General features: G+C 51.1%; 1 protein-coding gene and 1 pseudogene. One reads left to right on the forward strand and one right to left on the reverse strand.

Annotated features, from left to right (window positions below):
* Positions 1 to 57: 57 nt before the first annotated feature.
* Positions 58 to 276: a DUF305 domain-containing protein gene (locus tag TR36_RS14515; RefSeq protein ID WP_237763614.1), complete on the reverse strand. Its 219-nt coding sequence runs from the start codon at positions 274 to 276 to the stop codon at positions 58 to 60.
* A 6-nt stretch (positions 277 to 282) separates the two neighbouring features.
* Between TR36_RS14515 and TR36_RS16240 the strand changes: the two are divergent.
* Positions 283 to 506, forward strand: a pseudogene (locus TR36_RS16240) (chromosome partitioning protein ParA); the annotation flags it as partial.

Below are 506 nucleotides of genomic sequence, written 5' to 3' on the forward strand. Positions count from 1 at the left end.
ATCTGACAGTTTTTTGTCTGTCAGATGCTCTCAGCACGTCATCTCCCCTTGCGGGATTTATTCGGGCGCTTCAAATCCGAGACGATCGAGCATCGCCTTCATTCCAGTAATTTCGTCTTGCTGAGCGGAAATGATCTTCTCAGCCATTTCCCGCGTTTCCGGGTCCTCGCCCTGCTCCAACTCTACCTTTGCCATATCGATGGCTGACTGATGGTGCGGGATCATCATCAATAGGAAATCTGCATCCGCGTTACCCGTGGAAGGCAGATGGTCCATAGAATGCATCATGGTTTGAACGCCGTTTTTGCGGCGGACGTTCTCTATGTCCCGTCAGGCCCTGGCTATTGGGAGTATGATTCCACAACGTCATTTATCGGACAGCTAGCTGAGGCGTTGGCTGACCTGAGCCAATTCCAAGGGATTGTCCCCGCGGGACAATGACTTTGCCAAAAACGTTTCTTGATTTGCGTTTCCTTCTCACNACGGTTCGAACCCAACAACGATCT

This window comes from Falsirhodobacter sp. alg1 (assembly GCF_000739715.2).
Taxonomy (GTDB): domain Bacteria; phylum Pseudomonadota; class Alphaproteobacteria; order Rhodobacterales; family Rhodobacteraceae; genus Falsirhodobacter.